Origin of the sequence: Larsenimonas suaedae (genome assembly GCF_023712105.1) — a bacterium.
Lineage (GTDB): Bacteria > Pseudomonadota > Gammaproteobacteria > Pseudomonadales > Halomonadaceae > Larsenimonas > Larsenimonas suaedae.
The window spans coordinates 863,649-890,535 of the sequence record NZ_JAMLJI010000001.1; the positions used below are offsets into that span (position 1 = coordinate 863,649).

Consider the following 26,887-nt stretch of genomic DNA (forward strand, 5'->3'; position numbering starts at 1 on the left):
TTATAAAGGTTGTAATAACACCGTCATGATAAGCGGGCCAAAGCTGTCACCAAACTTAATTTAAAACCAAAAACTACGCCTTTAGTCTAAATCTACTAGTGGCTATCGGCCACGATACGACACGCCTGGTCGTAAACCTCAAGGCCTGCATCTGCTTTATGCGCGTTTTCAGACAGAAACCGCCTGAATGTACGCCCACCTCGGCAGCCATGAAACAGCCCCAGCAGATGGCGGGTCAGATGATTGAGTTTGACGCCATCGTCCAGCCGACGCGCCACGTACGGGCGAAACTGCTCGAGCACTGCCTGGCGCGATAGCGGCTCGATTGTTTCTCCCCAAAGTGCCTGATCGAGTCCGGCGAGCAGATACGGATTCTGGTAGGCCTCACGACCGACCATGACACTGTCGACGTGGTTTAGATGACCAGTGCAGGCCTCAAGCGTCTTGATGCCGCCGTTGATGCCAATGTGAAGCTCTGGATGCCGAGCCTTCAACCGATAGACCCGGTCATAATCCAGAGGTGGTACATCCCGGTTTTCCTTGGGAGACAGCCCCTGAAGCCAGGCCTTGCGGGCATGAACGGTAAACACCTGTGCGCCGGCGTCAGCGACGATGTCGATGAAGCGAGACAGATCTCGCTCACTGTCCTGATCGTCGATACCGATACGGCATTTTACCGTGACCGGAATAGAGACAGCCGCCTGCATGGCCGAGACGCAGCGGCCCACCAGCTCGGGGTGCGCCATCAAGCAGGCGCCGATCATGTTGTTCTGCACCCGATCGCTTGGGCACCCAACGTTCAGGTTGACCTCATCGAACCCCCACGCCTCGGCAATGCCCGCGCACTCGGCCAGGGCGCCCGGGTCACTTCCCCCAAGCTGAAGAGCCAGCGGATATTCCATTTCATCGTGCCCGATAAAGCGCTCGCGCGGAGTGCCATGCAGTAATGCGCCGGTGGTTACCATCTCGGTATAAAGAAGCGCATTACGAGTCATGAGCCGGGCAAGCACCCGGTAATCGCGGGTCGTCCACTCCATCATGGGGGCTACGGAAAACCGACGTGCTTGATCCAATGGGGTATATTGCGTTTTATCAGTCACTTGCTGGTGCCACTCACTCAATGTTCTTGCGATTCGACCCGCTCGAAATCGTTGTCGAGTCTCGGCGTTGAACGATGCCAAGGATGCGAAGACGACCATGTACTGGACGCAAGATGGAACAGCAGATCAATGTCGCCTTACGCACGGGGCGTGTGTTGGCGCGCCATTGTACGGAAGAAGGGAGACCCTGCACAGCCGGCCGCAGGCGGGCGTTATTAACGCCGATCAAGGCTCGAGAAAGAGGCAGGCCCCTCTCGAAACGACATCTCCAATCACGAGCTGATCGACTTGGTTGGTTAATGGCGGGATTGACCGGGCTGTTGCAGGAGCCAATGCGTATCGACGGCAAAGGAATAAACAAGCAGCAAAAGCGCAAGCGCGGCAAGCCATGCGCTTACCGACGCGCTTACAAGGGGGACCAGGCAGACCATGAGTGCAAGCACCTGAACCACACAGATGGCCTTGCGACGCCACGAGTCATATAACGGTTTTTTCAGTGCGGGAAGCCAAAGCGATGCCAGAATAAAGAGATAGCGCATTCCTCCGATCATCAGTACCCAGACGCCGGCCTTGTCGAGCTGTATGACCGAAAAGCTCAGTAAAAGGATGAACGCCGCATCGAGCTCCATATCAAAACGCGCGCCAAGCGGCGAGCTTTCGCCCTTGCGCCGAGCGACCCACCCATCGACGCCATCAAGGCACAGCGCAATGAGCGCCAACGCGAGAAAGCTCATAAGATGAACCTCAAGCGTTTCAGGGAACATCGCCACCCCCGTCATGAAACAGACAAGCACGGCGCGTACGCCCGTGACGGCATTGGCCCAGCCAAGATGCATCTGGTCCGTGCGTCGCAGCCCGAGCCACAATAGAAAGGCCACGACCAGATACGCCCCAAACGCGACACGCCCCACCCCGACCTCATCGATGTCGAACACCCAAAGCTCGGCGTTAAGCATATAAAGCCCTGCAAGCCCAAGAAACAGCTCGAACAGCAACCATCCAGCCCTGGAGGGTTCCGCAACGTACTTACCTGCCTTGGATGTCATGACGCCCTCCCCAAAATACGTACCACCCCTTCAGGCTCGAACGGCCCACATGATCGCGTGGATTTTTATGATCGATTATTTATACAGAGATAGTACATAACACGCTTGTCCGCATTGAACAGAGACTCACCAGCCAAAAAGAGAATCCTAATTTAAACCTGTCTTCAAAAACGCAGCTAAAACATAAGGTTAATTGACATATGGCCTAAATGAACTTAACTAAAGGAAGGACGGCGCGTTGCCTTTTTATACCCTGTGCAGGAACCATTATGACCAAACACCATGCCCAGGCTTTCTGGATCCCCCATCGTCGTCATGGCGAGCTGATTGAAGCGCCCCTGCATGGCCGGCCTGACGGGACCCTGCGGGTTAAAACCCGGTACAGCGGCATCAGTAAAGGCACCGAGGGACTTGTGTTCAACGGGCGCGTTCCTAAGAGCGAGTTCGAACGCATGCAAGCTCCCTTTCAGGAAGGCACCTTCCCTTTTCCGGTCAAATACGGCTACAGCTGCGTGGGCACGGTTATCGAAGGGCCGGCCCACTGGCTCGGCAAGACGGTCTTTGCGCTGCATCCGCATCAGGATGTGTTCGACGTACCGAGCTCGAGCGTTGTGGTCGTACCGGATAAGGTTCCAGCCGAGCGCGCGATTCTTGCAGCCAATATGGAAACGGCCCTGAATGGGTGCTGGGACGCAGCGCCACTTGCCGGCGAGCGCATTACCGTGATCGGCGCGGGCGTGGTCGGGGCCCTGGTGGCCTATCTCTGTAGCAAAGTGCCCGGCACCGACGTTGAGGTCGTTGACCCAAATAAAACGCGATGCACGCTGCTTTCTCAGTTGAACCTTCATCATGTGCTGGATCAGTCCGAGGCATCAGGAGAGCGCGACCTCATTATTCACGCCAGCGGCCGGCCTGAAGGCCTGTGCACGGCGCTTGAACTTGCCGGCATGGAAGCACGTATCATCGAAATGAGCTGGTATGGCGACACTCCCGTTGAGGTGCCGCTTGGTCAGGCATTTCATGCCAAACGCTTGACCCTTCGGTCGAGCCAGGTCGGTGCGCTTGCACCCTGCCAGAAACCTCGCTGGGATTACGGCCGGCGTCTTGCAAAAGCCCTCGAACTCTTGAACGACCCGATTCTTGACCACCTTATCAGCGGCGAAAGCCTGTTTTCCTCGCTTCCAAAGCGATATGGCGTCATCCTTGATGATGATGCAACGCTTTGTCATCGCGTCCGCTACACCGCTTCACCCAACGACGAACAAGGACTGTTATGTTCAGCTTGACCGTACGTGACCATTTCATGATCGCGCACAGCTTTCATGGTGACACCTTTGGCCCCGCACAAAAGCTTCACGGGGCAACCTATGTGGTCGACGTGACCTTCAAGCGCAAGACGCTCGACAGCGACGACCTGGTCGTGGATATCGGCCTGGCGAGTCAAACGCTCTCTAACGTGCTCGAAGAGTTCAATTTCGAACACCTAAACGAACTCGAAGAATTCAAGGGTCGCAACACCACTACAGAATTCATGGCAAAAGCTGTATTCGACCGACTTGCAAGCGCCATCGACACCGGCGCTCTGGGAGACGGCGGCAAGGGGCTTGAAGCCATGACGGTGACATTGCATGAATCGCACATCGCCTGGGCAAGTTATGACGGCGAACTGACAGGGAGCACCTCATAATGAACGACTTATACTTCTTTTCAGCCGGCTCCATCCATCAGTTGACCGGCGGGTATCTTTACAACGCGCGCGTGATGGAAACTCTGTCGCGGCACGACATCAATGTGCGGGTCATCGAAGTCGATGGCACCTTTCCGGAAGGCGACGAGACCGCGCGCGCCTCGCTCGAGCATCATCTTAACGAGCTGCCGGACGGCGCTCGCGCCGTCATGGATGGCCTGTGCATTGGTAACTTTCCAGAGTTGATCGAAACCCATCAGAACCGGTTGACGATCACGGCCATCGTGCATCTGCCTCTTGCTGATGAAACCGGGCTAACCGAAGCCATGCGCGTGCATTACAAGCATCAGGAAATTCGCACACTCGCCGCTGTCGATGACGTCATCGTGACCAGCCGCTTCATGGTCGAACGCCTGGCCAATTACAACGTGTCCCCGGACGCCATCCACGTGGTTGAGCCCGGCGTCGACCGCTTCCCGCTCGGCCAACCGGACCGGCACCCGCCGAGGCTTCTGTGTGTGGCAACGGTCACACCGCGCAAGGGGCAAGCGCTGCTGGTCGATGCACTGGCCGATCTGAAGCACCTCGAGTGGGAATGTGACCTGGTCGGCGCGCTTGATCGCGCACCTGAATACGTCGAGGACGTACGGGCCCGCATTGCCGCCCATGGCCTGGAAGACCGCGTGCACCTGCTCGGCGAGCGTCAGGGCGATGCGCTGGCGCAGTATTACAAGCGGGCTTATCTCTTCGTGCTGCCGTCGTATTTTGAAAGCTACGGCATGGTCATCAATGAAGCGATCGCTTTCGGTGTGCCGGTAGTGACCATGAAAGGCGGTGCCTTGATGGATACGCTGCCCAAGGACGCCGGAATCGTGCTGCCAACCGGGGATACCGAAGCACTGAAAACCACCCTCGGGCGACTGATCGAGGTTCCTGCCGAGCGTCAGAAGCTTACGCAGGGCGCGCTGACTGCGCGCGAGCATCTTCGCCGCTGGACAGACACGGGCTACCGCTTCATGAAAGCCCTGCACCTCGCCCAGACCGCATGACAACGCCCTATCAAATGGCCAAGGGCAGCCAGTTCGAAACGGACTGGCTTGCCCTTCGAGAGCCGGCTGACCACCATGCCCGAGATAATGGCTTGAGTGACGCACTCAAGCAGGCCCTTCCCTTCTCGCCATTGACCGTGACCGACCTGGGCGCAGGGCGTGGCAGCAACCTGCGTTTTCTGGCCCCCAAACTCACAGGCGCTCAGCACTGGCATCTGGTCGATCATGACCCGGCGCTGCTCGAGGCTGCTCGGCTCCACCCCGCACCCATTGCCGAATTGACGCTCACGACGCAAACAGCGTCTATTACTGATCCTGCCGCCGTAATCGCGTCAGATACGCATCTAGTGACGGCTTCGGCGCTGCTTGATCTGGTGTCGGATGACTGGCTTTCACGGCTGGCCGATTACATGATGCGTCACGCTCAGGTGGGCTTGTTTGCACTGAGTGTGGACGGCCACTTTTCCATCGATGCCCGGCCTGATAGCGATAATGATCACGATGTGCTCGAAGCCATGGATCAGACGATGGCACAGCTCATCAACGACCATCAGCGCCAGGAGCGCGGGCTCGGTACGGCCTGTGGCCCTGACGGCTGGTCGTGCGCTTCGCAGCATTTCGAGCGCGCAGGCTATCGAGTGACCGTGCACGATACTCCGTGGCGTATACACCGCGAAGTGGGTATATCCGCTCAGCCATTGGGTGAGCGTTTGCTTCGAGAGCGCGTGGCGGCGGCCAGGGAAATTGCCCCAAAATCGCTGCACAGTCAGCTCGAGCACTGGTATAGCCGACGCCTGACACAGTTTCAGGCCGGCCACGCCACCATTGTCGTGGGCCACAAGGATCTTTTAGTGGTCCCAGCCCCGGACAAGGCGACCGCGTAATGCGCTTGAGGGTGACGCTACTGATCGGTGTGATAGCGATCATGTTCGCTACCCTCGATTTTTCACACATCTACCACACGCTGAGCTCACCCTCCGCCGGCTGGTTGGCCGCAGGGCTTGCGCTGACTGTGCCTCAATTTCTGCTGTCAGCCTGGCGCTGGCAGCTCACCGCCCACGCCTTGAAGCTTTCCCTGCCTTTTTCGGTCGCCTTGAAAGAATACTACTTGGCTACTGTCTTGAATCAGATACTTCCGGGCGGCATCGGCGGCGACATTACACGCGCCTGGCGTCACAGCAAGGACAGTGACCAGAAGGCGCGCGCCATCCACGCCGTCATCATCGAACGTCTATCCGGCCAGCTCGCGCTCTTGACGATCGGGCTGATCACGCTGATCGCTCACCCGATACTGCTGGCCCCATTTGACCGGTTACTGCACTTGCCCGGCATCATCATCGCCCCGCTCGCCGGTAGCGCCGTGATCATTGCAGCCGGCCTTGTCTGGCACTTCCGAACGGCTGCAGGCCACTTTCTGAACAATGTGCGCTTGAGCTTATTGACCCGTGAGGTGTGGCTACAGCAGCTTGCAAGCTCGCTGATCATCGTCGGCACCTACATCGGTGTGTTTGCCTGCTGCGCGCGCGCACTCGACAGCCCGCTCGACAACGCGACCCTTATGGCATTGATTCCACCGATTCTCATGGCCATGGTCGTGCCGCTGTCGATCGGCGGCTGGGGGGTGCGAGAAAGTGCTGCCGCCGTGGTGTGGGGCATTGCCGGGTTCTCATCGAGCGAAGGCGTTGCCATTTCGATCCTTTACGGCACCCTGGTACTGGTGTCGAGCCTACCGGGTGCGGTGATCTTTCTGATGCGACGGCGGAGTCAACGCACGTCATCGAACACCAGATCGAACAAGACATCCTTGCCAAGGGCAAACGTACGGGAATAAGGCCGCAAGGCATCATCGAGCGAGATGATCTCGGGCAGCGTCATCGCTGGCCGGCCGGAACCAATCAGCATGGGTGCGACCGTGACATGAAGCCGATCAAGCGTCCTTTCGGCCACGAACCGAGAGACCGTCAGCCCACCGCCCTCGATCAATACTCGCTTGAGTCCCCGGGCGTGCAGCGCATCCAGAATCGCTCGAGTGGAGATTTTCGAGCCCTGGGCGTCCGCATCAAGCAGCAGGCAATCGACATGCGGCGGCAGGGGGTGGTCACGCTCGACACAACTCAGGTACAGCGTTGGCGCCGCCTCATCGTGAAACAGACTGCTCTGCGCCGACACCCGCGCGTTCGGATCCAGCACGACGCGAGTGGGTTGATCGCCCTCGACGTGACGCACGGTCAACCGCGGATCGTCCGCCTCGACCGTTCCCGCCCCGACCAATACCGCGTCCACCAGCGCCCGCACACGGTGCAGATGAACCAGACTTTCATGGCCGGTTACATAACGCGAGGCACCGGTGACCGTCGCGATACGGCCATCCAGGCTTTGTCCCAGCTGACCGAGGGTCATCGGATATCTGAACGAGACCAGCGGCACATACACATCACATAGATAAGTAGAGACATCATCGATCGGCGTCAGTGCACGCCATGTGCCCTCAGGCGCTATTTCAATGCGGCCAGACAGACATTCAAGCTCTAGTTGCCCCGTCCATGCGTGATGCTTGAGTGCTTTTATCGCCGACCAGAAATCACCCTTTACAGTTATTTTTGTCATTGAATTCCTAGAGTTAGACGAAGTTTAACTCAGCATAGTTCGTCGCGTTTCAGGCTGCTAGTTAAAAAAAAGGCGTCTCGAGGCGTGCTTACACCGGCCTCCAATGTAACTTTACGCAACTATTTGTGACTATTGTCTCGTCCTCACCAATCAGGAGCACAGAGATGACAACTCAGACCCAGACGTTTCCTGGATCGACCCATCTCTTCTCGGCACTGACGGTACTGATAACAGGACTTATCAGTTGGGCAGGACAGACCCTCATGGCGACGCACGACATGGCACTGCGCCACGAGGTTCAGCTCTCAATTCAAGGACGGATGTCGCCCTCAACACCGGATCAGTACCCAGAGAGTTTGTGGGTCGTATTAGCTGAACAGGAAGAACGCAATTACCGCGAACTTCTGAGCCGGATCAAACAACAACGCGACAACACATCCCTTGTGGAGGTACAACGATGAACTGGACAACCATTACCAATACCGTAGCCTCTCTCGCACCGGCGCTTGGGCAAGCACTGGCAGGCCCCGCTGGACACGTGGTCGGCCAGGCCATCGCCTCGACTCTTGGGGTAAATAACTCGCCGGACGCGGTCGAGACCGCACTGAAAACCGACCCCAAGGCCGCAGTCAAGCTTGCCGAACTTGAAACCGAGCTCAAACGAGCAACGCTTGAAGCTACTACGCGCCAGGAAGAAAATCAGCTCAAGGCTCAAACCGCACAACGGCAGGCCATCAACACCACCATGCAGGCGGAGCTTCAAAACGGCAATACCTACAAAAGCGGCTGGCGCTCCGCGATCGGCTGGACCATGGCCTTCTCGTTCGGCTGGATCAGCCTGATCCTCGGCATCTCGGTCTTTCAGGACCCAAGTCAGATCGCCAATGTCGTCGATGCCATCGTCATGCTGACGGTATCGATGGGGGCCGTGCTCGGCATCAACATTCGTCACATGAGTTCTGAACGCCTTGCCTCACTCGGCTTTCGACCAACCTCGCTCATGGACTCACTAATGACGCGCTCTCGCGGCAGTCACTGACCCCCTCTCCGGCCCGCTCACTCGAGCGGGCTTTTTTTATTACCGTTGGTCAGTCAGTTCACCAAGACGCTGCGACAGGCCCGAGGAGCGCTGTACACGGCGTGTTAAGGCGTTGAAAAACACCTCGGTATCGGCAATGCACAACGTACACATCGACCGCGCTCGAGTCAGTGCCGTATAGAGAAGCTCGCGGGTCATGATGGCCGAGTCCGAGGGGGGCATGACCACCGTTACGGTCTCGAACTCAGAGCCCTGCGATTTATGCACCGTCATGGCGAACGCCGTATCGGCGTGCGTCAGCCGGGCAGGCAGCACCGAGCGAATACGCTCGCCCTGATCCACAAAGACTCGCAGTCGTCCCTCGGCGGCCGGATCCGGCAGTGCAATACCGATGTCACCATTATAGAGCCCCAACTGGCGATCGTTTCGTGTGATCAAAACCGGGCGGCCGACGTACCAGCCGCTGCTCTGATCAATCCAGCCACGAGCCTGCAAGGCCTCGGCGATGCGCTCATTGAGGGTCTCTACCCCCCAATCTCCCTGACGAAGCGCGCACAGCATTCGATATTTTTGAAAAGCGGCCAGCACTTCGGCTGGCGACGCATTTGCCTCGATGGCCTCGAGATAGGCGCGGTACCCCTCAACGGCCAGGTAGACATGCGTACGCTCGCCCGCCTCGATCTGTGTCAGCGCGATGTCACTGAACCCTTTCGACACGACGGCCCGCGCCTGGGCGATGTCCCCTTGGTTGATCGCCCGAGCCAAATGCCCAATGCCACTGTGATCCGAGAATCGGTAGCTCTTTTGAAGCACCACCACATGATCGGCAATGCCACCTTCATGGGTTGTAACGGTCAGGTCGGCGCCGGTGGTGTGTTCGAGGTAGCGACACATCGATTCGCTGAACGCCGGGGGCCAGGCCGAGGCACAGATATCACCTAGAATCGCTCCTGCCTCGACCGAGGCCAGCTGATCGCGGTCACCCAAAAGAATCAGGCGCGCCCGAGGTTTTAACGCATCCATTAACGCCGCCATCAACTCGAGATCCACCATCGACGCTTCATCGACCAGCAGCACATCGGTTTCAAGCACATGGGTTTCATTGAACCTGAACCGACGAGTATCCGGGCGCGCACCCAAAAGGCGATGAAGCGTCATGGCCTCGCGCGGCAAATGCGCTCGAACCGCCTCCGATACCGGCAGTTTCGTCAACGCCCCCGCCATCGATTCCGTCAACCGCGCAGCCGCCTTGCCAGTGGGGGCGGCCATCTGAATCGACAGCGCCTCGCCACCCTGCGCCAATGACTGCTGCTGAAGCAGCACCAGAAGCTTGGCAACCGTTGTGGTCTTGCCGGTGCCGGGGCCGCCGGAAATCACGGCGAACCGCTGTCTAAGCGCCAGCGCGCACGCCACCTGCTGCCAATCAGTCTCATCACTGGGCGAGGCACCAAACAAGTGAGCCAGAGCCTCGCTCGATGGCGCGCCCGGTGTATCGCTCCTCATACGCACGTTGATGTGGTGCGCGATTCGACGCTCGCTGGCCCAGAACCGGCGCAGATACAGCAGACCGTGCTCGAACACCAGCGGCGCACTGCCTGACTCAGGATGCACGGCATCGACCACCGACGCGCTCGCCAACGCACGCTCGAGGCAGTCAAGACCATACCCTGCAAGCGTTTTCAAAAGCGCCGGTGCCCCCTGCTGCCCCATCGGCTCGGGCGGCAGTTTGAGCGTTTCGAACGGCCGTGCCACCAGCTCGCTCAGCACCAGGCAGATATGCCCCCGACCGGCCTGATGGCTGGTCAGTGCCGCAAGCATCAGCACCTCGGCACGGCCCTCACCGAGCTCCTGCAGAAACCGGGCAAAATGCAGATCAAGCGCACGCAGCCACCCCCACTCGTGCCACTGTTCAAGCGTGGCAAGCACCTCATCAACAGACAGTTCAGGCGACGTCGTCGACTCGTTCCATAGGTCAAACTGTGCGGGTAGGTCAAACTGTGCGGGCATCGCCACTCACCTCGTCGTTGAACAGCACATCGAGCCGCGAAAGCGCCTGGGGATCAGGCCGGCGGCACCAAAAACCGTCCGCCTCGGGAAAGGCCAACGCGCGTAGAAAGACGTAGCGCACGCCGCCGAAATGGCGCTCCGGGTCGTAATTTGGAAGGCGTGCGCGCAGCAGCCGATGCAGCGCCAGGCTATAGAGCCAGTACTGCACATCATAGCGATGATGAGCGATCGCACGCGCCATCGACGCCTCGTCATAGTCCTCGACACCCTCGCCCAGATGGTTGGATTTCCAGTCGATGATGTAATAGCGCCCATCGAACTCGGCCACCAGATCGATATAGCCCTTGAGCATGCCGTGAAGTTTTCGGTCACCAAGGGCTGGGCGACGCACGGGTAACGGATCAAGCGCACAAATGATGCGGTCGAGCTCGGCAAGCTCGACCGACGGCACCGACAGCCAGAACTCGAGCTCGGTACGCCACCGATGCATATCGATCAGCCGACCCTCGGGCACGAACGCACGCTGCCCAAGCACGGCCACAGCCGTCATCAACGGCACACGCCAGCGCGTCTCGAACCCGGACTGAGCCAGCCGCGCGTCGAGCCACTCACCGAGTGCGTCATCATGCGCGGGGGTTCCAAGCCGCGCCCAATCGACCCGGTCCAGCACATGGTGCAAAAACGTGCCCGCTCTAGGCCCACGCTCGAACGCCAGAAGCGTTCGTCCGGGCGGTGGTGGTGTCGGGGTACGCTCCTTGAGCACTTCGGTATCAAGCCCTTCGCCGATCTCTGCTGCCGGTTGCTGACCGGAACCGGCAAGCGCCATGACCCCTGAATAGGAAGTCATGAAAAACCGGCGGTCGATTGCGCCGTCAAAGATCCGCGCGCCTTGCCAATCGTGGGTCTCGCGGTCAAACCGGGGCGGCGACATCACCGCCTCGGGCGGTACGGTGCACGCAATACTTTCATTGATACTGAGTGCCTCGAGCCGGGCCTTGATCTCAGCGCCGGTCTGACCGCACTCGGCGTCGCCGGCAACCAGCCAGCCAATCGCCGCGTTTGAAAGCGTGGTGGCATCGCTTGGCAGCGAGCGCGCCTTGCGCCCCTTGTACACCGGCGCAAGCCCTACCCGGCAGGCGAACTGCGCCCGCGTCAGCCCCACATAAAGAAGCCGCACATCTTCCTCGAGTCGCGCCTGCTCGGCCTCGCATCGCTGCGCCTCATCAAGATGCCAGGCAAGCATCTTCCCGCCCTCGGCATCAAGTACCGGCACGGGCCCGTTACCCGTCGCGGCGTCACGGTAGTTGCCGATGAACGGCAGGTAGACGATCGGATACTGAAGCCCCTTGGACTTGTGCAGCGTGATCACACGCACCAGTGCATCATCGCTTTCAAGCCGTTGAACGAGGGCATCGGCATCAAGGCCTTCATCGAAGCGCCCGGAAAGCCCACGATGCATCCAGCGAAGAAGTGCCTGTTCGCCATCGAGAAACTGGCTGGCCTTCTGGGCAAGCTCTCCCAAATGCAGGAAATCGGTCAGCCGCCGTTCGCCGTCAGGCTGCGCCAATAGCCGCGCGCCCACCTCGAACTCATGCATCACCGCACGCAGCATCGGCAGAACACCCTCTCTGCGCCAGCGACGGTGATACTCATCGAAGCGCTCGATCATCGATTCCCATCCAAGCTCATCGTCGATCAGCGCCACGACGTCGCCCAGCCCATTACTCAGTAGACGCGTTCCAAGTGCGCCCTTGAGGCGCCGATCGTCTCGGGGGGACGCAACAGCCTCGAGCACCTGCAGAAGCTGAAACGCGGTATCGGACTCGAACACCGAGCGCTTCTGACTGAGATAGACACTCTTGATGCCGCCCGCCTCCAGTGCTTCACGGACGCGCTCGGCCTCAAGCCCCGTGCGCACTAAAATCGCAATATCGGCTGGCCGCACCGGGACTCGCTCGCCCGAGGCCGTGTCAAAGCCGCTGGTGCCTGCCTGCCCTCCGGCGAGCAGCGACTGAACGTCTCGCGTCAGCGCAGTCGCCATCTGGCGTTGATACTCACCGGTTCCGATGCTCTCAACGGCGCTTGGCCACCAGAACGTCAGCGCCGGCGCCACCTGATCACGATGCACAAACGTGCGCTCAAGCCCCTTGGCCGAAACCGGCTGAAAGGGAATGTCCTCATGGGAAAACGGCACCGCCCGCATCGAAAACAACTGATTCACCGCATCGACCATGGCGTGGGTCGAGCGAAAGTTTCGAACGAGGGTGTGGTGCGTCCGCGCCGAACGCCGTGCGCTCAGATACGTCGCGATGTCCGCCCCTCGAAAGCCGTAGATGGCCTGCTTCGGATCCCCGATCAAAAGTAATGCATGATCCTCGGCGGCCGGGTCCGGATAGATGGTCGAAAAGATGCGGTACTGGGTCGGGTCGGTGTCCTGGAACTCATCGATCAGCGCCACCGGAAGCTCGGTGCGAATACGCTCGGCCAATCGAGGCCCGGCCGGGCCACTCAGGGCGTTGTCGAGCTCGTTGAGCAGGTCGTCAAACGTCCACTGCGCCTGACGGCGCTTCTCAAAAAGAAGCGCCTCGCTGATCTCGTCACGCGCGTGGGCAAGCAGCGCCGGAGTAGGCTCGGTGATCGAGGAAAGCGTCTCCTGATAGCGATCCAGCCCCTCGAAAAAGGCATGCCTCGGCGGCGTCTTCTGTTTGTTGGCCGCGGCGTCAAACCGGGCCTGACCGCACCAGAAATGGCCCTTGGAATCGCGAATCGCTCGAGGTGGCGTCATCTGCGTGCCATCCTCCAGCCAGTCGGCAAGCGCAGACAGCTTGGGCTCGAGGTCGTCCTGCTTGAAGCTTCGCCCATTCACGCGCTTTTCAGAGATCGCAGCCTCGATCTCGGCGGTCATCGCCTCACGGCCGCTGACCCACATGTCGCGAAGGGCGCGCTTCTGGGCAAGGCTCTCGGTCTGGGCATCGATCACCGGCTCAAGCGCCGCGGCAACGGAGGCCGGCGCCTCGACCCGCTCACCGGCCCAGCATAAAGGCGCAGGCCGCCCACCTTGAAGCAGCGGCGACACCGCCGCCGCCAGCGCATCCGGTCCGGACCACCGCTCAAGAATAAGACGCTGAAGCGCGCCCTCAAGGGGGTAGTAACGCCGGCGCCAGTAGTCATCGACCACCTGCTGATAAAGCGGGGCGATGTCCTGCACAAGCGTCGAGGCAAAGAGGCTGCCACTATCAAACGCGTGGCGCTTGAGCATGCGCTGGCAGAACCCATGAATGGTAAAGATTGCCGCGTCGTCCATCAGCCGCGCCGCCTGATCGAGCCGCGCCGCGCCGCGACTGGCCGCCTCCGATTCGATGCTACCAAGCACCGCCTCGAGCACGGCGTCCGGCATCTTGATCCCCAAAAGCACATCACGCGCCTGCATAAGGCGTGCGCGAATTCGATCTCTCAGCTCCTGGGTCGCGGCCTCGGTAAAGGTCACCACCAGAATTTCCGGCGGCATCATCGGCCGCACGAATGCGGCCTCACCGCCATGGCCCAGAATCAGACGCACATAGAGCGCGGCCAGGGTAAAGGTCTTGCCGGTACCGGCGCTGGCCTCGATCAGCCGACGCCCGGTCAGGGGAAAGGTTGGAATATCGAGCGCCTGGGCGCCCTCATTGATCGCAGGCTGGCTCATGAAGGCTCGTTTTTACCCAAGGGTTGGTAACAGGGACTCGACGTCACACACGGATAGGCCCATGCTGAACGTCTTCGCACACCCAATGTTCAATCGAGGATTGGATTCTATGGTGACACAGATCGAAGCCCGCGGCAGCCACTGGAGCCTGGGCGAAACGCATGGCCAAATGGCCGAAGAACAGATCCGGTTGAGCCTTGCCAACTACCGGCGCATGTTCGAGGAAGTGGCGGGCATCGACTGGCGCGAGGCCCGACGCACCGCCGAGACCTTCAAGCCGGCGATCGAACAGGCAAGCCCGGAACTTTTGGAAGAAATGGCCGGCATTGCCGACGGCGCACGGGTCGATCTTCTCGATATTCTGGTACTCAATGCCCGCAGCGAAATCGTTCTGACCCACGCAGGCCGTCCCGTTCAAAGCGATGGCTGTTCGGCGCTTTATCAGCGCCACCCGGACGATGACAGCCTGTGGCTTGCCCAGAACTGGGACTGGATTCCGGATCAACGTGAAGCCCTGGTGGCGCTCACACTTCACCCCGACAACAAGCCCGCGATCCACATGATTACCGAGGCCGGCATCATCGGCAAGATCGGCATGAACGCGCTCGGGGTCGGGGTCTGCCTTAATGCGTTGCGCTCGCGCATCTGCAAGCCCAAGCTGCCGGTACACGTGATGCTGCGCCGCATTCTCGAAAGCGATGGGGTCGAACACGCCCTCGACATGGTCGATGAGATCGGCACGGCCTCACCGGCGCATTTTCTGATTGCGGATGCAGACGGCAAGGCCGCCTCGGTGGAAGTCTCGCCGATGGGCGACACCGCAATGCTGCCAAGAAAAGGCGCCCTTTTTCACACCAACCATCTGGTGTCACGCCACCTTCCCCCGGATCTTGAGGACTTTCCCAACCCGGATTCCTTCGACCGGCTCGAGCGTCTGCGCGCCCTGAGCCAGGACACTGCGCCCTCCTTCGACACCCTGTTCGAACGCTTGAGCGACGAGCACGGCGCGCCCAACAGCATCTGCCGATACGTCGATCCCGAGCGGCCGGCCGCCGAACGGATGGAGACGCTGTTCACGATTGTCATGAATCTGAAGGAGCGCAGCCTGCGCTACAGCTTCGGCCGGCCCGGCCCCGAGACCCCGCAACACACGTTTCACTTCGAGGCTCAATAGCGCCTGAGTGCGTCCGGGCGGTCGACGTCGTGGCACGCTCGTGGATCGCTCATCTCAAGACGCACCAGCACCTCAGGGTGCGCGGCGATTACGCATTTTCCGGCGTTATCCCCGGTCAGGCCCTTGAGCGCCGGCCAGAACGCGCGCCCCCACGCCACCGGATGCCCCGGAAGTCCGGCGCCATTCGAGCGTAACAGCCAGGGGCGCACGATGTTCAAGGCGCCGGCACTGGCTTCAACGCGCTCAACCACCTCCGGGGTCAGCGACGGCATGTCACCAAGGGCCACCAGAACGGCGTCCTTGTCGAGCTTGGCCTCGCTGCGTGAGAGCGCCTCAGAAAGGGTTGCGCCCATGCCCTGCTCCGATCGCGTGCAGAAGACGGGTTGAACGGTTGGAAAGCGCGCGCACAGCGCGTCAAGCCACGGCGCGCCACGGTCACTTAAGCGAAGTGCCAGATGAATGGAGCGATCGGAAAACGGGGTCAGCGACGCCTCGAGCAGCGTCTCGCTCGGGCTTATCCGTGCCAGGCGCTTGTCCGCGTCGCCGAAGCGGCGGCTGCAGCCCGCCGCCAGCAGGATGACCGGCAGCGTCACGCCGGCACACGTGCGCGGCTGACAACGTCGTTGACCTCAACGCCCCGGTGCGTTCGCAGGATGTCCGCCATCACCGCCAGCGCGATTTCCGCCGGCGCCTTGCTGCCAAGGTTCAAGCCGATCGGCATGTGAATTCGCGCAATCTGGGCGTCACTGAGCCCGCCTGAGCGCGCAAGCCGCGCCGCGCGCGTCCGCGAGGTATTGACCGAGCCCATCGCCCCGATATAGAACGCCTCGGTCTTGACCGCCTCGATCATCGAGGGATCATCAAGGCGCGGATCGTGAGTAAGCGCAACGATCGCGGTCGCACCGTGGGTCGCTCCGGAGGCGATGAACAGCGCCGGCAGCACGCTTTGAACCTCAACGCCTGGCACGTCAAAGCCCGCCCGCTTGTCGGCTCTCGGGTCACAGACGATCACTTCGAATCCCATGGTGCGGGCAAAGTGGGCGCAGTATTCCGCCACCGGCGAGATGCCGGCCAGAATCAGTCTGAGTGCGGGGCCAATGCGAACGTAGATCGTCGCGTCGTCTTCGCGCACTACCGGCGCGGGCGTGGCCTGATCAAGCGACACCCGGTAGCGCCCACCATCGAGCTGAACCTGACGAATAAGCTGCTTTTGTCCCAGAAGCGTTGCGTGCAGCACCTCGAGGTGCGTCAGCCACTCGGCGTTGGCCTCACGGCGCTCGATCATGACCCGCAGCACCCCACCACAGGGAAGCTCCAACCGCTGACTCTCCTCCTGGGTGGCGCCGTAGTCGATGCATTGCACCGTGTGAGGAAAAAGCGCGCCATCGCGGATCGACTCGATGAACGCGTCCTCGACGCACCCTCCCGACAGCGAGCCAACATAGCGCCCATCATCAAGCGCGACCAGAAGCGAACCCGGGGGCCGCGGCGATGAGCCATAGGTTGACACCACCGTACATAACCAGATGGGTTGCCCCGAGCGCGCCCAGTCAAGCGCCTGCTCGAGCACCCGCACATCCATGTGATGCATACTGACCTCCTGTCCATAGTGGACTTAAGTATAAGAGGCTCACGCCTTATCGCCACCGGCGCTGCTGTCAGCCTGCTTAAATGTTACTGCCGATGGACAAGGCCATGGCTGGCTGTCAGAGGCGTTATTGTTGGAGACGTTACTGTCAAAGGCGTTACTGCCAGCGCGTGACCGTCCCCAGATCAATATCGAACAGATCAAGCACACGCCCGAGGCTATGGTCGACCATCGCCTCGAGACTTTGAGGGCGGGCGTAGAACGCCGGTACGGGCGGTGCGATGATCACACCCATCTCGGCAAGCGAGGTCATGTTTTTCAAGTGATTGCGGTGAAGCGGAGTCTCACGCACCATCAGCACCAGCTTGCGCTGCTCCTTCATGACCACGTCAGCAGCGCGGGTCAGAAGCGTGGAGGTGGACCCGGTGGCCATGTCCGACATCGAGCGCACCGAACATGGCGCCACGATCATGCCGAGGGTCTTGAAGGACCCGCTAGAGACTGCCGCACCGATGTCCTTGGCGCTATAGCACTGATCGGCCAGTGCCTTGACCTCAGAGGCCTTCCAATCGGTTTCGTGCGCCAGAGTCACCTCGGCCGACGGGGTCATCACCAGGTGGGTTTCAATCGGTGTATCGCGCAACAACATCAAAAGGCGCACACCATAGATGGCGCCGGAGGCACCGGAGATACCGATGATCAAACGATCGGGACACGCCTGCGTCATGAACTGCTCCTTAACTGTCAGCCGCTCATTATAGCCCGCCCGAGGTGGTCTGTTCGACGCGGGTGCTCAGATCAGACCAGAACGCGCCATAAAGCGCCTCGCTCACGCGCTCGAACCCTGCATCCATCAACGCCTCGATGTTCGGCCACAGCTCATTCATGGCCGGTTCCTGACGGCGAACAGGCGCCGGGCCGTTATAGATGCCCTCCTCGTAACGTTCACGAAGCCGCTCAAGGCGCGGATCGCCCGACTTATCCTCACCGTCGCCCTCGCCCTCGCCCTCGTCAGCACCGGCCAGCGACCACCAGTGAACCCCAAGGGCGGCCACACTCGGAAGTGGCGTCTGCCAGCCTTCAGCCCAGAGTTCAAGCAGTGACTCGAGCCGGGCACGCCCTTCCTCATGCGAGGGTGGCACGCAGGTCAACACGCGATCCTCGAACACCACCCCAAGCGTAAACGGTTGGCCACACGCGCTGGCACACTGCTGCGCCACCCAAGGGCCGAACAGCCGGTGCGGCTTGCCGTACTCGACAAGGCGCCCGTCCCGCGCACGCTTGAAATGGCCGTAATGCCCGGGCAACACGTGCCAGCGCCACAGCACGCCGGCCTCATCGGTGCGAAAACCGTCCAGCCGGTCGCGAAGCGACACCGCGCCATGCAGCGTTTCATGAGTAAGGGCAAGCGTCAGCGGGCGCTCGAGGGCCACATACGACGGTTCAAGGGCCTGCCAATGCGCCCACTGCGCAGTAACCGGCGTTTCTACCGTCGTCATCCAGTGCTCGCCAAAGCCGAGTGCCGGGAGCGCGCCACGGCGCTGCCAACGGGTCATGTGCTCCGCCGCGGCGGCGCCGTCGCGGGCAAGCTCTTCCAGAAACGCCTGCTTGATCTGATGCACCTCAAGGGCATTCAGCGAAAACGGTTCGCGGTCATCATCGAGCGCTTCGGGCTCCTGAAATCCGATGCCAAGTCGCGCGCCCAGACACACCTGAAACGGCCGACGCAGCAGCCGCTCAAGCTCCGAAAGGGTCAAGGGCGTCTCGGGAAGCGCAGCCTCGGGCACCGGCACCGACGGCTCGGCAACACGAGCGTAAAGGCGCGCCCAGTGCTCATCGAACGTCCATAACCGGTCGGAACGGCCGGCGTCGAAATAGCGCCGCGAGAACGGCTGTAGAGGGTACTCGGTCAGCACCTGCTCAAGCACCGGGCCGCGCTTGGCGCTGCACCAGCCGATGTCGAGCGTGTCGATCAATTCACCGACCAGCACCGACGGCACCCGCTCGGTGTTGTCGCGCTGATCGCGCCCGACCCAGGAAAGCGTCAACCGCTCACGCGCCGAGAGCAGTGCCTCGAGAAAGAGGTAGCGGTCATCGTCGCGGCGGGAGCGGTCTCCGGCGCGCGGGCGAGCCGCCATCAGATCGAAGTCCTGCGGCAGTCGCGCCCGCGGATAGTCGCCGTCGTTCATCCCCAGAAGCACAACCTCCCGAAATGGAATGGCGCGCATCGGCATCAGGGTCGCGAAGTTGACCTTGCCGGCCAGAAAGCGCTGCGCAAGGCCGCCGGCGTCCAGTCGCTCCTGAAGCGCGTCGCGCACCACCACGTGAGAGAGATCACCATCAAACGACGCACACTGACACTCCGCCACCCACTCGGTCAGACTCTGCTGCAGCCGGTCGATGATGAACCAGTCGCTGCTGCTCTCGGGCGAGAGCGTCGCCTCGATCAACGCAACGATCACCTGCTGCCACTGCTCGGGGCCGCGCGCGCACTCAAGCAGCGCGCTCTGACGCATGAGGATCTCCAGAAGCTCCGCCAGCCGGCCGGCAAGCGCAGCGTCGATGCCGCCGACTTCATCAAAGGGTTCGATGTCTGCAAACGCCGCGCTGTCGCCATTGGCGTAGCCAAGCAGCATCCGCTTCAATCCGAACATCCAGGTATTGCCCTCAAGCGGTGGCAACCCCAGCCGCTCGCGGTGGGCGCCATCCATGCCCCAGCGTACCCCGCTGTCACGGAGCCAGCGCCCGAGCAGTTCAAGCTCGGCGTCGTCAATCGAAAAGCGCTGACGAAACGCCGGGACATCGAGCCAGTCCAGCAGCGTCGAAACACCCAGGCGCTCATTGGGCAGATCGAGCAGGGAAAGCACCAGCACCAGCAGCGGGTCGGCCTGGGTCGCCTGCTGATCGGCGATGGTGTAGGGGATGTAGTCCGAGCGCGACGGACTGATCTGGCCAAACACGGCCTCGATCAATGGCGCGTAGGCGTTGACGTCCGGCACCATGACGATCACGTCGCGGGGCTTGAGGCCGGGGCGACGCTCGAAGGCATCGAGCAGTCGATCCCGCAGAATCTCAACTTCGCGAAGCGGGGAATGCGCACTGACCAGCGCGACCGAATCGTCGTCCAGAGGCACCGGGCGCTTTTGACCGTCCACCACGTGCTCACTCGGGTGGGTGAGATCGAGAATGTCCTGTTGAAGCTGGTGCAGGAGCGGTGCCTGCTCACACTCGACGCGATCACGAAAGAGGTCCTGCTCCAGCGAAAACGGATTGTGCGCCTCGAACTCATACAACGACACCAGAAAGTCGCGCCCCTGAGTCCCCCAGCTTGCAAGCATCGGGTTCGCGCTCAAATGAAGCAGCTCGGGGTCGACCACGTCGAGCCCGGGCTTGTCGGCGTGGCGGCGCTTGGCAAGCTCACGGCCAAGCACCTCGCGGTCGGCCACCACATCGCCCCAGTAATACCGGCACGGATTGGTCATCAACAGCACCACTTCGACCACATTCGACAGCGCGTGCAGCACATCGAGCACCTGCATCGGCAGCGCCGAAATCCCGAACACGAACACGCGTCCGGGAAGCCCTGCAGGCACGGTCTCAAGCGCCCGGGCTCGGGCAAGAAAGCGCTCGTGCAGCGCTGCCCGGTGCTGGTCCCGAAGCTCCGGTTGTGCGTCCTCGAGCAGTGCCCGCCAGAGCATCGGCTGCCAGCGTTCGTCGTCTCGAAGCGTGTCAGGGGCGTCCTCGCCGGCCTGCCAGGCCGCCATCCATTCAGGCCGATAGACCAGATACTGGTCGAACAGATCCGCAAGCTGCGCCGCCAGCTGATACCGCTTGCGCTCGAGCACGTCCGGGCGCGGATAGCGCTCACCTTCAAGATAGTGCGCCAGCGGCTCGAACTCTGGGCGTGTACTCAGCGCGGGAAGAAGTCGCATCAGGCGCCAGGTCAGCGCCGGCTTGTCAAACGGGGAGCGCTCGGGAATGTCGTCGCCAAGCACCGCCCGGTAGGCACGCCAGGCAAACGAGGATGGCATGGGAAAATCGAGCGCCGCCGCAATGCCGCTGTGTTCGGCAAGGGCGTGCCGAAGCCACTGGGCCATGCCGTTGGATTGCACGATGAAGGTTTCATCGTCGAGGGGGTCGAGTGGATGGCGTTCGATGACCGACAGCGCCAGCGATTTCAGATCTTCGACGTGATTGGCGTGGATCACGGTAAACATGGCAACTCCCTTGCTTGATCGACCCATCCTAGCGAGAAAGCCGGGTCGACAACAGCCGTGGCCACCACGGAAAGACGCCCGAAGACAACTTCGACGTTAGTCTAAAAGACAGATTTGGCACATCCTATGACTGACATAGCCATGGTAAGGTTGCGCCCACGCTAAATCGTGTCAGCACCGCCTGGCGGGCCGGCACCGGCTTCATGCACTGCTCCCCGTCCACAAGGGCACTTCAAGGGCAGACGACCATACACCACGAGCACCCGCTCGGCATGAGAAATCCACGATGACATCTTCAACCCCTTCGGCCCGTTCAACCGGGCACAGCGGCTCCGAACGCACGCACAACGGCCCGTTTGCCGTCGTGACCACCGTCTTTTTCATGTGGGGCTTCATTACCTGTCTCAACGACATCCTGATCCCGCACCTGAAAGCCGTCTTCTCACTGAACTATACCCAGTCGATGCTGATTCAGTTCACCTTCTTCGGCGCCTATTTCATCATGTCGATGCCGGCAGCCAAGGTGCTGACCCGCATCGGCTACAAGAACAGCATCAGCCTCGGTCTTCTGATTGCAGGCCTTGGCGCGCTGATGTTCATTCCGGCCGCGATGGTGCCGTCCTACGGTCTGTTCCTGCTGGCGCTGTTCGTGCTGGCAAGCGGCATCACCATGCTGCAGGTCTCGGCCAACCCCTATGTGGCGCTGCTTGGTCCGGAAAAGACCTCGTCGAGCCGTCTGAATCTGGCCCAGGCCTTCAACTCGCTCGGCACCACCGTTGCCCCGCTGATCGGTGGCGCCGTGATCCTCTCCGGCGCGGTACTCGGCGCCGAGCAGATCGCTCAGATGACCGACGCCCAGGCCACCGCCTACAAGATCGAACAGGCGCAAAGCGTTCAGGTTCCCTATCTGGTGCTGGCCCTGGTGCTTGCGGTGCTCTCTGCCGTGATCTTTTTCTGGAAGCTGCCGCACTTCAAGGATCAGGCCTCCGGTGAAGATGAGAAGACCAGCTACACCTTCAAGGACGCCCTCGCCCATCGCCACGTGCTGCTCGGCATGGTTGCGCTGTTTTTGTACGTGGGCGCCGAAGTCTCCATCGGCAGCTTCATGGTCAACTACCTGGCCATGCCCAACATCGGCAACATGAGTGAATCAAGCGCGGCGCACCTGGTCACGTTCTATTGGGGGGGCGCCATGATCGGCCGGTTTGTCGGCTCGTATCTGATGCGCTACGTTCGCGCTGAACTGCTTCTGGGTGTGTTCGGCCTGATCGCCGCTGCGCTGGTTGGCACCACCATCATGACCGAAGGACACCTTGCGATGTACTCGATCGTCGCGATTGGCCTGTTCAACTCGATCATGTTCCCGACCATCTTCACCCTCGGCATCGCCAAACTCGGCCCGCTGACCGGCAAGGCCTCAAGCCTTCTGATCATGTCGATCGTCGGTGGCGCACTGATTCCGGTCCTTCAGGGAAGCCTTGCCGACACCATCGGCCTGCAGGTCGCGTTCTTCCTGCCGCTTCTGTGCTACCTGTTCATTGCCTTCTACGGCTTCAAGGGCTCCAAGGTACAGACCCCGGTCGCGTAAGTGCTCCGCCTACAAAAAACCCCGCTCATGCGGGGTTTTTTTATGCCGTTCGATCAAGCCATCAGGCGTGAGCCTGCGCCCGCCGCGTGGCCCACACGCCGATCATCACGCCAAGTACCCCGATGAAGGCGATGTAATAGACCGGCGCCAGCGGATCGACCGCCATGAAAAACGACACGCCCATGGGCGTCAGCCCGCCGAAAATCGCGTAGGCCACATTGTAGGAAAACGACAGCCCGGTAAACCGGATCGCGGCCGGAAACGAGCTGACTGCAATGCCCGGCACCACGCCGACAAGCCCGACAAAAAAGCCCGACAGCGCATAAAGCGAGAAGACGTGATCGGTGGCCTTGAGCATGCTGGAATAGAAGATGCCATAGGTGATCGCAAGGCCCAGGCTAAAAAGGGCCAGCACCTTGCCTGCCCCGAACCGGTCCGCCATGAACCCTGCCACCAGACATCCAATCATCACGAACACGATCGAGATCGTATTGGCCTCCTGCATCAGCTGCGCGTCAATGCCGGTCACCTGCTTCAGAAGCGGCGGCGTCATCAGCACCGTCACCACCACCGCCGCGGTCAACAGCCACGTTACGCCCATCGACAGCACGACAGAGCTGCCATGCTGGGTCAGGATGCGCTTGACCGGTAGTTCCTCGGACAACGTCTTGCGCGCCTGCATCTCGGCAAACACCGGCGTTTCATGCAGCCAGCGGCGTAGATACATGGTCACAAACCCCAACACGCCCCCAAGAATGAACGGCAGCCGCCAGGCCCAGTCGTTGATCTCACTTGCCGAAAAGAAGGCGTTGATCAGGGTCGCGATAATCGAGCCGAGCAGAATGCCCCCGACCAGCCCACAGGAGAGCGAGCCGCAGGCAAAGTTGATGTGCCGACGAGGGACGTGCTCGGTGACGAACACCCACGCTCCCGGCGCCTCGCCGCCGATGGCCGCGCCCTGAAGCACACGCATCAACAAAAGCAGAAGCGGCGCGGCGATGCCGATGGTCTCGTACGTGGGCAACAGCCCCATCAACAGCGTCGGCACCGCCATTAGAAAGATGCTGAACATGAACATCTTCTTTCGCCCGAGCAGGTCACCGAAATGAGCCATGATGACCCCGCCGAGCGGGCGCGCGAGATACCCCGCGGCAAAAATACCGAACGTCTGCACGTTTCTCATCCAGTCGGGCATGTCGCTTGGAAAGAACAGCGTGCCGACGACGGTCGAGAAGAAGACATAGATAACGAAATCGTAGAATTCGAGCGCGCCGCCGAGCGCCGATAGCGACAATGTCTTGGCGTCCTGGCCCGAAAGCCTGCGCCCTTCATCATGGACGGGCTCTGAATGTTCCTTGTGGGGGATATGTGTGGTCATGACTCTGTCTTTTTTTAATGGTGTACGTGCCGTGTCCTGCTGCCTCAAGCGCAGCGACGGCACTTTAGCACAGCCTGTGAACCCGCCTCGACCAAGGCAGACGTTGACAAGTCGGGCTCTGCCCCCCCTCAATGAACTATCGCGCGTGTCGATACACATCCAGTCCACCGGCATGAACGCCCGGCCCACCCAACGCGGCACCTCAAGGAGCCTGCATGACCCGACCTACCGTTTATCTGCACGATGGCACGGCCCTACCCGCATTGGGGCAAGGCACCTGGCACATGGGCGAAGGCCGCTCACCGAGAAAGGATGAAATCGCCGTATTGCAGCGCGGCCTCGAGCTTGGGCTCAAGGTGATCGATACAGCTGAAATGTATGGCAACGGTGGGTCCGAAGAAGTGGTTGGCGAAGCGCTCAAGGGCCGACGCGATCAGGCATTTCTGGTGTCAAAGATGCTGCCAGGCAACGCCGGCTACCATAATGTGCGCGATGCCTGCGAGCGAAGTCTTCGGCGCCTTCAAACCGAGACCCTCGATCTGTACCTGTTGCACTGGCGTGGGGCAGCCTCACTCGAGGAGACCATTGACTCGCTCGGCCGGCTGCGCGAGGAAGGCAAGATTCAGCGCTTTGGCGTCTCGAATTTCGATGTGAGCGACATGGCCGATCTTCAAAAAACCGCGTTCGGTCCGGAATGCACCACCAATCAAGTGCTCTACCATATGGCATCCCGGGGGATCGAATATGCCCTGATGCCCGAAATGGCGCGTCTTGGCATGCCGGTCATGGCGTATAGCCCCCTGTCTCAGGGCGGCGGCCGCCATTTCCAGCGGCTATCCAACCATCCGCTTCTGTCCGAGATCGCCAAGCACCATCACGCAAGCGTGACTCAAATTCTTCTGGCCTGGGCCATTCGCGCCGTTAACGGCGAGCACCGAGTACTGGCCATTCCCAAGACGTCGAACGAGGCACACCTCGAGGCCAACGTTGCTGCCATGGACATCACTCTAAGCCCGCAGGAGCTCGAAAACATCGACGGCGCCTTTCCCCCGCCATCCGCTAAACAGCCGCTCGATATCATCTAACGTAAAACGGCGCGCCTAGCGGGTGCGCCGCATATCAATCATCGAACTCCCTGTAACATTTAGCTACAATTAGGCCCTCTGTGTTTCCAGGCGTTACCGCACAGAAATTAGCGTGAAAAGGATGCACGCTATGCCCATCAAAAAAAGTGGCATTAATAAACGACAGGGAAACGAACATGTCCATCTCAAACGACGTTTGTCGTGTGGCCGGCCGCTCACATTCGAGCGTGCCGACTGCTGCATTTTCCGATTCGATCCAAAGCCTTCACGAGCTGCGCCAGCAAAGCCGGATCGAGCAGTGGCAAAAGCGCAAGGCGTACTTCGAACAGCACGGTCATGCGCCGGGTATCACGCTTTACACCGTCAGCAAACGCAAACGAAAGACCGGCTAACCTTTCTCAGGACGTACCGTGGCTTCGCGCCAACAGTGATTGCCAGTACGCAGTGCCAAGCGCCCGGGCGTGCGCCTGGTTGCGCTCGAAGATCGCATCGGGGTCGTCAACGGAGGCAAGCGCTGCTTCGACGCTTTCCTCGCGCAGTATGTGAAGGACCGGCCACGGGGCACGGTTGGTGAAGTTCGACGCGTCCTCGAACGCTTCGCCCTCGAACTGATACTCGGGATGAAAGCTTGCCAGCTGAAACTTGCCTTCAAGCCCCATCTTGAAGACCAGCAGGTTCGAGGCTTCGAGCCAGTCGAGGTACTCGTCAAAGTCACCGCCGCCCTCACCCAGGATCACAAGCGTGGTCTCCAGAGTATCGGATTGATCGATTCGATTCAGTTCATCCATCAGATCTGACAGCACCGTGTCCAGATCGCCTGCGTCGCTGACGCACAGGCGGACGCGGTGTGCAAGCCACTCACGCTGGGCGAAGGGGCAAAGATTCTCGCCAATCACGGCGTCTTCAACCCAGCGGCTTACCGCGTCTTGAGCGGGATGGTCGATAACAAGTGCCAATAGAAACTCCGTTGTGTTGAGCGGTAACCGATTAGACGGTCGGTTCGAACGCTTCGACGTCGCTCATCGAAGTCAGAGACCAGCCTTCACTGCCCTCACCCGGGGTGCACACCACCGGGCACACGTTCTTGACCCGGGGGCCTTCGTGCGTTCCAAGCGTTGCAAACCGGATAACGCGGAAAACGCCTGAATGTGCAACGAACAAGGGATACTCATGGTGCGCGAGCACCTCATTGATCGCGCCGATCACGCGCGTCTGGAACACATCCCAGGACTCGCCGCCCGGCAGCGATGTTGAGGTATAGGGCATCGGGTGACGGTAAGGCTTGCCTTCCAGATCGCCCCAGTCACGCTCGCGAAGCCCGTCGAAGATGTGAAATCGTCCGCCTGGAATAGCCAGGCGAGCCGTCTTACGAGCTCTGAACATCGAGCTTACGGCAATGTAGGACCAGGGGCGGTCCAAAAGCTCCTGAACGTCGCGGGCCTGCTGCTCTCCTTCCGGGGTCAGAGGCACGTCAAAGCGCCCGGCGATGATACGAGCGCGATTGTAAAAGGTTTCACCATGTCGTAGAAAAACGAACGGTTTGGTCAAAAGGCTCATATCGGTACCTGGCGTTGATCGATATATCGCACCTTGGAAAGGCGAGCGAGTGTAGCGCATCGGCGCGTAAGATGCCTATC

At 60.6% G+C, this 26,887-nt stretch carries 23 protein-coding genes; 11 read left to right on the plus strand and 12 right to left on the minus strand.

What is annotated here, in order from left to right; translation table 11 throughout:
• Positions 1 to 95 precede the first annotated feature (95 nt).
• Complete coding sequence (dusA, locus tag NAT49_RS04135) at positions 96 to 1,199, minus strand: tRNA dihydrouridine(20/20a) synthase DusA (RefSeq protein ID WP_374708782.1); 1,104 nt, start codon at positions 1,197 to 1,199, stop codon at positions 96 to 98.
• A 197-nt stretch (positions 1,200 to 1,396) separates the two neighbouring features.
• Entirely contained in the window at positions 1,397 to 2,146 is a 750-nt protein-coding gene (locus NAT49_RS04140; protein WP_251590675.1) for a CDP-alcohol phosphatidyltransferase family protein, read from the minus strand.
• A gap of 269 nt (positions 2,147 to 2,415) precedes the next feature.
• Here NAT49_RS04140 and NAT49_RS04145 point away from each other — a divergent pair, with 269 nt between their 5' ends.
• Genes NAT49_RS04145 through NAT49_RS04165 form a run of 5 tightly spaced genes read left to right on the plus strand, consistent with a single transcriptional unit; the run spans position 2,416 to position 6,713 of the window.
• Positions 2,416 to 3,432, plus strand: coding sequence for a zinc-dependent alcohol dehydrogenase (locus NAT49_RS04145; RefSeq protein ID WP_251590677.1), 1,017 nt, complete (start codon positions 2,416 to 2,418; stop codon positions 3,430 to 3,432).
• Positions 3,420 to 3,833 (plus strand): 6-pyruvoyl trahydropterin synthase family protein, encoded by a 414-nt coding sequence (locus NAT49_RS04150; RefSeq protein ID WP_251590679.1) that lies wholly within the window; start codon positions 3,420 to 3,422, stop codon positions 3,831 to 3,833. The genes NAT49_RS04145 and NAT49_RS04150 overlap by 13 nt, the downstream gene beginning before the upstream one ends.
• The gene (locus NAT49_RS04155; protein WP_251590681.1) at positions 3,833 to 4,882 is read left to right on the plus strand and encodes a glycosyltransferase family 4 protein; all 1,050 of its coding nucleotides are present in this window, start codon (positions 3,833 to 3,835) and stop codon (positions 4,880 to 4,882) included. Before NAT49_RS04150 ends, NAT49_RS04155 begins: the two co-directional genes overlap by 1 nt.
• The gene (locus tag NAT49_RS04160; RefSeq protein ID WP_251590683.1) at positions 4,879 to 5,766 is read left to right on the plus strand and encodes a class I SAM-dependent methyltransferase; all 888 of its coding nucleotides are present in this window, start codon (positions 4,879 to 4,881) and stop codon (positions 5,764 to 5,766) included. The genes NAT49_RS04155 and NAT49_RS04160 overlap by 4 nt, the downstream gene beginning before the upstream one ends.
• Complete coding sequence (locus NAT49_RS04165) at positions 5,766 to 6,713, plus strand: lysylphosphatidylglycerol synthase transmembrane domain-containing protein (RefSeq protein WP_285835993.1); 948 nt, start codon at positions 5,766 to 5,768, stop codon at positions 6,711 to 6,713. Before NAT49_RS04160 ends, NAT49_RS04165 begins: the two co-directional genes overlap by 1 nt.
• Here NAT49_RS04165 and NAT49_RS04170 read toward each other — a convergent pair.
• Complete coding sequence (locus tag NAT49_RS04170; protein WP_251590687.1) at positions 6,647 to 7,489, minus strand: RibD family protein; 843 nt, start codon at positions 7,487 to 7,489, stop codon at positions 6,647 to 6,649. The genes NAT49_RS04165 and NAT49_RS04170 overlap by 67 nt on opposite strands.
• Positions 7,490 to 7,653: 164 nt before the next feature.
• Here NAT49_RS04170 and NAT49_RS04175 point away from each other — a divergent pair, with 164 nt between their 5' ends.
• Complete coding sequence (locus tag NAT49_RS04175; RefSeq protein WP_251590689.1) at positions 7,654 to 7,950, plus strand: hypothetical protein; 297 nt, start codon at positions 7,654 to 7,656, stop codon at positions 7,948 to 7,950.
• Positions 7,947 to 8,528 (plus strand): 3TM-type holin, encoded by a 582-nt coding sequence (locus NAT49_RS04180; RefSeq protein WP_251590690.1) that lies wholly within the window; start codon positions 7,947 to 7,949, stop codon positions 8,526 to 8,528. Before NAT49_RS04175 ends, NAT49_RS04180 begins: the two co-directional genes overlap by 4 nt.
• A gap of 39 nt (positions 8,529 to 8,567) precedes the next feature.
• Here NAT49_RS04180 and recD read toward each other — a convergent pair whose 3' ends face one another.
• Positions 8,568 to 10,535, minus strand: a complete 1,968-nt coding sequence (gene recD, locus NAT49_RS04185) for an exodeoxyribonuclease V subunit alpha (protein WP_251590692.1) — start codon at positions 10,533 to 10,535, stop codon at positions 8,568 to 8,570.
• Entirely contained in the window at positions 10,519 to 14,220 is a 3,702-nt protein-coding gene (gene recB / locus NAT49_RS04190; RefSeq protein WP_251590706.1) for an exodeoxyribonuclease V subunit beta, read from the minus strand. The genes recD and recB overlap by 17 nt, the downstream gene beginning before the upstream one ends.
• 109 nt (positions 14,221 to 14,329) lie before the next feature.
• Here recB and NAT49_RS04195 point away from each other — a divergent pair, with 109 nt between their 5' ends.
• Positions 14,330 to 15,394: a C45 family autoproteolytic acyltransferase/hydrolase gene (locus NAT49_RS04195; RefSeq protein WP_251590708.1), complete on the plus strand. Its 1,065-nt coding sequence runs from the start codon at positions 14,330 to 14,332 to the stop codon at positions 15,392 to 15,394.
• Here NAT49_RS04195 and NAT49_RS04200 read toward each other — a convergent pair.
• From NAT49_RS04200 to recC, 4 genes are all read right to left on the minus strand, one after another.
• On the minus strand, positions 15,388 to 15,987 hold the full coding sequence (locus tag NAT49_RS04200) for a nucleotidyltransferase family protein (RefSeq protein ID WP_251590710.1): 600 nt from the start codon (positions 15,985 to 15,987) through the stop codon (positions 15,388 to 15,390). The two genes, NAT49_RS04195 and NAT49_RS04200, sit on opposite strands and share 7 nt — an antisense overlap.
• Positions 15,984 to 16,985, minus strand: coding sequence for an XdhC family protein (locus tag NAT49_RS04205; RefSeq protein ID WP_251590712.1), 1,002 nt, complete (start codon positions 16,983 to 16,985; stop codon positions 15,984 to 15,986). Before NAT49_RS04205 ends, NAT49_RS04200 begins: the two co-directional genes overlap by 4 nt.
• A gap of 154 nt (positions 16,986 to 17,139) precedes the next feature.
• Positions 17,140 to 17,709, minus strand: a complete 570-nt coding sequence (locus tag NAT49_RS04210) for a UbiX family flavin prenyltransferase (RefSeq protein ID WP_251590714.1) — start codon at positions 17,707 to 17,709, stop codon at positions 17,140 to 17,142.
• A 28-nt stretch (positions 17,710 to 17,737) separates the two neighbouring features.
• Complete coding sequence (recC, locus tag NAT49_RS04215; RefSeq protein ID WP_251590722.1) at positions 17,738 to 21,199, minus strand: exodeoxyribonuclease V subunit gamma; 3,462 nt, start codon at positions 21,197 to 21,199, stop codon at positions 17,738 to 17,740.
• 286 nt (positions 21,200 to 21,485) lie between these two features.
• On the opposite strand from recC, the gene fucP reads away from it, so the two are divergent.
• Positions 21,486 to 22,787: an L-fucose:H+ symporter permease gene (gene fucP / locus NAT49_RS04220; protein WP_251590728.1), complete on the plus strand. Its 1,302-nt coding sequence runs from the start codon at positions 21,486 to 21,488 to the stop codon at positions 22,785 to 22,787.
• A gap of 61 nt (positions 22,788 to 22,848) precedes the next feature.
• On the opposite strand, the gene NAT49_RS04225 is transcribed toward fucP, so the two are convergent.
• Positions 22,849 to 24,165, minus strand: coding sequence for an MFS transporter (locus tag NAT49_RS04225; RefSeq protein WP_251590730.1), 1,317 nt, complete (start codon positions 24,163 to 24,165; stop codon positions 22,849 to 22,851).
• Between the two features lie 215 nt (positions 24,166 to 24,380).
• Here NAT49_RS04225 and NAT49_RS04230 point away from each other — a divergent pair, with 215 nt between their 5' ends.
• Together NAT49_RS04230 and NAT49_RS04235 are read left to right on the plus strand one after the other, a co-directional pair.
• A complete protein-coding gene (locus tag NAT49_RS04230) occupies positions 24,381 to 25,250 on the plus strand; it encodes an aldo/keto reductase (RefSeq protein WP_251590731.1) in 870 nt (289 codons plus the stop codon).
• 176 nt (positions 25,251 to 25,426) lie between these two features.
• Complete coding sequence (locus NAT49_RS04235) at positions 25,427 to 25,642, plus strand: hypothetical protein (protein ID WP_251590734.1); 216 nt, start codon at positions 25,427 to 25,429, stop codon at positions 25,640 to 25,642.
• Between the two features lie 6 nt (positions 25,643 to 25,648).
• Here NAT49_RS04235 and NAT49_RS04240 read toward each other — a convergent pair whose 3' ends face one another.
• A complete protein-coding gene (locus tag NAT49_RS04240; protein WP_251590736.1) occupies positions 25,649 to 26,206 on the minus strand; it encodes a DUF1415 domain-containing protein in 558 nt (185 codons plus the stop codon).
• A gap of 31 nt (positions 26,207 to 26,237) precedes the next feature.
• The gene (locus tag NAT49_RS04245) at positions 26,238 to 26,807 is read right to left on the minus strand and encodes a histidine phosphatase family protein (RefSeq protein WP_251590737.1); all 570 of its coding nucleotides are present in this window, start codon (positions 26,805 to 26,807) and stop codon (positions 26,238 to 26,240) included.
• Positions 26,808 to 26,887: the final 80 nt, after the last annotated feature.